The sequence below is a fragment of the uncultured Thiodictyon sp. genome (genome assembly GCF_903828115.1).
Classification (GTDB): Bacteria; Pseudomonadota; Gammaproteobacteria; order Chromatiales; family Chromatiaceae; genus Thiodictyon.
In genome coordinates, this window is record NZ_CAIKKU010000283.1 from 1 (window position 1) to 6,136 (window position 6,136).

At 66.0% G+C, this 6,136-nt stretch carries 6 protein-coding genes; 5 read left to right on the forward strand and 1 reads right to left on the reverse strand.

The window, feature by feature from the left end:
• From QZY48_RS10480 to QZY48_RS10500, 5 genes are all read left to right on the forward strand, one after another.
• On the forward strand, window positions 1-240 hold a 240-nt coding region (locus tag QZY48_RS10480; RefSeq protein WP_295430775.1), incomplete at its 5' end, for a hypothetical protein.
• Complete coding sequence (locus QZY48_RS10485) at window positions 237-2,756, forward strand: ATP-binding protein (RefSeq protein ID WP_295430776.1); 2,520 nt, start codon at window positions 237-239, stop codon at window positions 2,754-2,756. The genes QZY48_RS10480 and QZY48_RS10485, both read left to right, overlap by 4 nt.
• 74 nt (window positions 2,757-2,830) lie before the next feature.
• Complete coding sequence (locus QZY48_RS10490; protein WP_295430778.1) at window positions 2,831-4,204, forward strand: hypothetical protein; 1,374 nt, start codon at window positions 2,831-2,833, stop codon at window positions 4,202-4,204.
• A 95-nt stretch (window positions 4,205-4,299) separates the two neighbouring features.
• Window positions 4,300-4,770 (forward strand): phasin family protein, encoded by a 471-nt coding sequence (gene phaP / locus QZY48_RS10495; protein ID WP_295430780.1) that lies wholly within the window; start codon window positions 4,300-4,302, stop codon window positions 4,768-4,770.
• 177 nt (window positions 4,771-4,947) lie between these two features.
• Window positions 4,948-5,154, forward strand: a complete 207-nt coding sequence (locus QZY48_RS10500) for a hypothetical protein (protein WP_295430782.1) — start codon at window positions 4,948-4,950, stop codon at window positions 5,152-5,154.
• Window positions 5,155-5,173: 19 nt separating this feature from the next.
• On the opposite strand, the gene tsaA is transcribed toward QZY48_RS10500, so the two are convergent.
• Window positions 5,174-5,977, reverse strand: coding sequence for a tRNA (N6-threonylcarbamoyladenosine(37)-N6)-methyltransferase TrmO (gene tsaA / locus QZY48_RS10505; protein ID WP_295430784.1), 804 nt, complete (start codon window positions 5,975-5,977; stop codon window positions 5,174-5,176).
• Between the last annotated feature and the right edge of the window lie 159 nt (window positions 5,978-6,136).

Here is a 6,136-nt window from a genome sequence, read left to right on the forward strand (position 1 = left end):
AAGTCAAACACAATCGTTGTCGTTGTCGTAATCGGAAAAGCGATAATCTCGACAACGACAACGACAACGACAACGACAATAGTGAACCGTTCCTCAGACACCCCGTTGCACTTGCGCATGAACCATCAGGATCAGTCGTCAATGAACGCTACGCCAAGCACCGTCGGCCGGGCGCCGACCGCCGTCATCGGGAGGCCGGCGCCGGCCCTGGCCGGGCGCACCCCGCGGGGCCGGTCATGAGCCGCGCGCCCGCCCCCAGACCCGATGGCGGCGGCCTTCCGACTCCGATGCCGGAGCAAGCCGCGGCCACCAGCTATCCCTTCGTGCGCGCCATCGCCCCCCTGGCCCTGCTGTTCGCCGGCTTCCTGGCCGTGATCGGGATCGATTTCTATACCGACCATTTGATCAACCAACTGGCGGTGTCGATCGATGATGGATGGGCACGGCTGCGCGAGGCGGAGCAGGTCGGCACGGATCTGAGCCGGATCGAGGCGGCCGTCTACCAACTGGCCGGGACCCGCGGCGGGCCAGCCCAGGGCCGGATCAGTCGTAACCTGCGCACCCTGATCGACGGCACCGGGGCGCGGCTCACGCTGCTGGCGCAGGGGGGGGAACTCGACCCACGCAATGCCCCTGACCTGGAAGGCCCCTACGCGCTGCAAACCCCGCCTGACGAGACCCCGCACGGGGCTCTCGGTCATTATCCGCTGGAGGTTGGCGATCTCCTGCTCAAGCTCGCCGCGGTGAACGAGCAGGTCACCGTCCTGGCCCAAGGCTTGAGCGAGCGCGACGCCGCCGGGGAACTGCGCGATACCGCGGGGCAAGCCCAATCCGTCACCGCGGTGCAGGACTTTCTGGGTACCCTGCCGCCCGCCTTCTTTCGCCTGAACGAGCAGGCCAGCCGCCTGCTCGATGACGCCCGGCAGCGCCTGGCGGACCTCCAACAGCAGGTCGATGCCCAACGGCGCCACCTGCGTTGGATCGCGGGGCTGCTGGTGACCCTGGTCGTGCTGGCGGTACTGGTTCTGGTCTACGTCTATGCCCTGCGGCTCGAACGCGACAAGCGGCAATTGCGCCTGGCGCGCGACGACATGGCGCGCTGCCGCGACGCCGCGGACGCCGCCAACCGCAGCAAGTCCGTCTTCCTGGCCAACATGAGCCACGAGATCCGCACCCCGATGAACGCCGTCATCGGCATGACCTCGCTGGTGCTGGACAGTGAGCTGGCGCCCAAGCAGCGCCACGACGTGAAGACCATCCTCAACTCGGCCAATGCGCTGCTCGGGCTCTTGAACGACATCCTCGACTTCTCCCGGATCGAGGCCCAGCAGGTCCAGTTGGAACGCCGATCATTCGATCTGGTCGACGTGGTCGAGGAGGTCGTGCGGACCTTCTCCGATACGAGTCGGCGCAGCGGCGTGGCCCTCTATTACCGCATCGACCCGAACTTCCCGCGCGCCGCCGTCGGCGATGCCCTGCGCCTGCGCCAAATCCTGGTCAACCTGGTCGGCAACGCCTTCAAGTTCACCACCCGGGGCTATGTGCGCATCGACGCCGGGCTCGAGCTGGAGAGCTCCGGACTCGTCACCCTGCGCTTTCAGGTGACCGACACCGGTGTGGGCATCCCCAGGAACCGCCAGGCCGGCATCTTCTCCCGCTTCGCCCAGGCGGACGAGACCATCTACCGCAAGCACGGCGGCTCCGGACTTGGGCTCTCCATCTCCCAGAAGCTCACCGAATTGATGGACGGGCGCATGTGGGTGGAGAGTGAGTCGGGCGCCGGCAGCCGGTTCGTGTTCACCGTGCGCCTGCCGCGGGCGCAGGGTCGCCCGCTGCCGGACCTGGGTAACCCGCGGCTTCTGGTCGCCGGCACCGACGCTATCGCCATGGGACTGGTGTGTGAACGCCTGATCCAACTGGGCTGCCGCGCCGAGTGCGTCTTCGAGGCCGCCGCCGCCGACACCCGACTCAAGGCGGCGGCGGCGGCCCGCGACCCCTTCCGTATCGTGGTGCTGGAAAAATCACTCTGCGATGCCACCACCACCGACATCCTCACCTTCCTGCGCGAGATCCCGGTGGCGCCGGATCTCGCCCTGATTGCGCTGTCGGAGCCCGACAAGGACGAGAGCGAGCGGCTGGCCGACGGCAGCCATGTCCTGTGTGTGACCGAGCCCCTGATCGTCGGCGAGTTGCTCACCCACATGCTGGACTTCGCCGAGGCGCAGCGCCGGGCGGCCGCGCGCACCGAGGCCCCCGCCCAGGCGCACCCCCGCGGGACCTATCGCATCCTTCTGGTCGAGGACAATCACGTCAACAGCGTCATCGCCCGGCGGGTACTGGAGAAGGACGACCACCAGGTGGTCGAGGCCTTGGACGGTGTCGTGGCCCTGAACGCCCTGGCGGCCGCGGACTACGACCTGGTGTTGATGGACGTGCAGATGCCGACGATGGACGGCCTGGAGGCCACCCGCATCATCCGCGCCCTGGAGCGCGGCGCGGTTTCGGAGCGCCCGGAGGTGGTGCCCGCCGACCTCGCCGGGCGACTGGCCGGACGCCACACCCCGGTGATCGCCATGACCGCCAACGCCATGGCCGGCGACCGGGAACTGTGCCTCGCCGCCGGCATGGACGACTACATCACCAAGCCCTTCAAGCGCGAGGAGATGCTGGAGACCGTCCATCGGGTGATGGACGCGCGCCAAGCCCCCGCTGCCGCGGCGATCCCGGCCGCCGTGGACCCGGGGGCGACTGCTTGACTTCCGCCTGGTGCCGGATATTCTTATGCTGCACTGCACGATCGTGTTCTTATTCATCAATAGGGAGAACCACCATGTCAAGGCGAAACATCAACCAGCGGCTGGCGTTGGCGTTGGCGGCAGCGTGCGCGGTGGCCTTTGCCGGGTCTGCGGGAGCGGCCCCGCCGCTGGAGCAGGTGAGCGCGGGCGTGAAGGTCGATGTTGGCCAAATCTCGGTCTCCGGCATTTCCTCGGGGGGGGCCATGGCGCATCAGTTTCATGTGGCGCACTCCGAGCACGTCATGGGCGCGGGGATCGTGGCGGGGGGACCCTATTACTGCGCTGAAGGGAACATCCTGGACGCCGTTACCAAATGTAGCCGGTTCGTCATGCTCGAATGCAAGAAGCTCGGGCTCGATGACGCCTGGTGCGGCAAGACCGACCTGGCCCCGAAGACTGCGGCCGAGATCGAGCAGATGGCCGCCCTCTCGTTCGACGAGGCCAAGCGGCAGGAGGCGCGCGGGAACATCAGCAAGCTGGAGAACCTGAAGAACGACAATGTATACCTGTTCAGCGGTACCTATGACGGCATGGTGCCGCAGGGGGCGATGGATGCCCTCTTCCATTTCTACACCGATGCCGGCAAGGCGGCCGTGGCACCGGACAACGTCCATTTCAGCCGGACCTTTCCCGCCCCGCACACGATGGTCAGGGATGGCTTCGACAAGCCGACCGGCGCTGCCGTGGGCACCTGTGCGGCGGCGGGCGCCAAGTCGTCAGTCAAGAACACCTACATTGACGATTGCGAGGCCATCGCCAAGCAGCAAGAGGCGCAGGGCAGTTGCATTTGTTCCGTTGCGCCGACGGCCGGATCGGCCACCGCGGCGCCTTGCCCGCCGAGCGACAAGCAGGAGCTTTGCCGGGACCTGCAGGACGTCGACCTCGCCGGCGCCATCCTGACGCGCATCTATGGTGCGCAGGCGCTCAAGGCGCCGCGCGTGGCGGTGCCGGAGAGCGAGGTCAAGGCCTTCGACCAGCGGCAAGTCTTCAGTCGATTCTCGCGCAAGCCCTTCAACGCGCTGCAAAACGCGTCCATGGCAAAGGAAGGCTATATCTTCGTTCCCAAGAACTGCAAACAGGGTCGGCCATGCAAGCTGCATGTCGCCTTCCATGGCTGTTTGCAGGGCGGCCTGACCGACCGCAGGAGTGGTCACTCCGGGAATCTCTATTCCAAGTTTGCCGGCTACAACGAATGGGCACAAGCCAACGACATCATCGTGCTCTATCCCCAGGTCGAGCCGCGCAGCGCGACGGGCCCGATGAATCCTGGGGGCTGCTGGGACTGGTGGGGTCAGAATTACACCCATGAGGGTTACCACACCCGGCGCGGCAAGCAGATCAGGGCCGTGGCGCAGATGATCAACATCCTCACCGGCGAGCCGCAGTTGCTCGACATACCACCTGAATGAGCGCTAAGGCGCAAGTTGCCGGGAGGACCACCAGCGTCTTCCTTAAAGAGCATTGAGGTGGGCGTTTCCATCACAGTCAACCAGGGCAGAACGCAATGAGCGAAGCATTCAACGCAGTCGGCGGTTGGGGCAAGACGATGACCAGTCTGGACCTGACCAAGGGAATCGAAGAACTGCTGGGGTTCGTGGCCGGACTCCAGGTGCCGGGTGTCAATATGGATGCGCTGGTGGCGAGTCAGCGTGAGAACCTCCAGGCGCTCAGCACCGCCAATCAGGCGGCAGCGGCAGGCTACCAGGCAGTTGCCGAGTACCAGATGAAAATCCTGCAGGAGACGATGCAGGAGTTGACCGCCGCCATCGCCGGGCTCGCCGCCGTCAAATCGCCGCAGGAGTTGGTCGCGGCCGAGACCGAGTTGGCCAGGAAGGCCTTCGAGACCGCGGTCAGGCAGATGCGGGAACTCGCGCAGATCGTCACCGAGGCAAACCAGGAGGCCGCCGAGGTCATCGCCAGACGTATCCCCGAGGGTCTGGAAGAGATCAAGGACGTGCTGAAGGTGCCGCAGTAGCGCACGTAGTAGCTCACGTAGTAGCTCACGTAGTAGCTCACTATCAGTCGATCCGGCCCGGACCCGATCAGCAACATCGTCTTCTACCTGGGGCGCGACGCCTCCCTGCGCAAGGAGCTGGGGCGGCGGCTCGCGGAGCAACACCTGCACCTGCACTATTTCGAGCGCCCGGCGGAGTTGGCCGTCGCGGCCCGCCGCACCCCGCCGGGCGTGCTGATCCTGGACCTCACGATCGTGCCGCCGGACACCGCCGTGAGCGGCTTTCTGGCCGAAATGCTGGGCTCCCCGGAGGTGGCCCCGCTGCTGATCTGCACCGTCGAGATCGAGGTCCAGATCGCCCGCGACGACCTCAACCTCGATACCTATGCCTACAGCGGAACCTAAGTAAACAGTCAAGAACAAGCTAAATACAATCGTTGTCGTTGTCGTTGTCGTTGTCGTTGTCAGGGTTGCAGTCGAATGGTATCGGGATCTGCGCCGCGCGATCCGACGCAGCAGCAGGCCCCACCGCGGTCACCAGGGCCGTGCGGCCCTGCACCTGCCAGTGCACGCTCAGGTCATAGAGCCGCAGGGCGAAGCCCGCGCGCCCCGGGTAGCGATCCATATAGCCGGGGCGTGGGTCCTGGGCCAGGACCTGTTCGATCAGCAGGCGCAGTTGGCGGCGGCCGCCCGGATCGGCGGCGGCCACCCCCGCCGCCGCCGCCGGGCTGAAGTCCACCGCCCAGTCGTGCGCCGCCGCCCCGTCCACCGCGAAGCCCGAGCGTACCCCGGGCGGGGCGTCGGCATAGGGGACATAGGGCTTCAGATCCAGCACCGGGGTGCCGTCCAACAGGTCCACCCCGCGCAGCCGCAGCCGCAGCCCGTGCGGGCTGTGCTCAAGCCCCAGGTGCTCCACGGCCGAGATCCCGATCGGGTTGGGGCGATAGGGCGCGCGGCTGGCGAAGACGCCCACCCGCTCCCGCCCGCCCAGGCGCGGCGGGCGCACCGTGGGTCGCCAGCCGGCGGTGAGGCAGGCGTCGTGGAAGACGAAGACCAGCCAGACATGGGAAAAGCCCTCGATCCCCTTGAACGCCTCCTCCCGGGCAAAGTCCGGCAGCAGCTCCAGATACGCCGACGCGGCGGTGACCAACCCCGGCTGGCGGGGGATCCCGAACTTGTCACTGTAGGGTGAGCGGATGATGCCGATGGGGGAGAAGGTGAAAGGCACGGCTGTTTAGTAACCAGTCAAGAACAAGTTAAACGCAACACAATCGTTGTCGTTGTCGTTGTCGTTGTCGTAATCGCAATCGTAAACGAAGAAGCGATGCAATTTGTGGTGCGAGACAAGCCAGGGCGCTACGGTAACCTCGATTACGACAACGACAAC

Excerpts from the sequence above, each read along its gene's own strand:
- phaP (WP_295430780.1), top strand. The coding sequence starts at position 4,300 with ATGAGCGAAGCATTCAACGCAGTCGGCGGTTGGGGCAAGACGATGACC.
- QZY48_RS10490 (WP_295430778.1), top strand. The coding sequence starts at position 2,831 with ATGTCAAGGCGAAACATCAACCAGCGGCTGGCGTTGGCGTTGGCGGCA.
- QZY48_RS10485 (WP_295430776.1), top strand. The coding sequence starts at position 237 with ATGAGCCGCGCGCCCGCCCCCAGACCCGATGGCGGCGGCCTTCCGACT.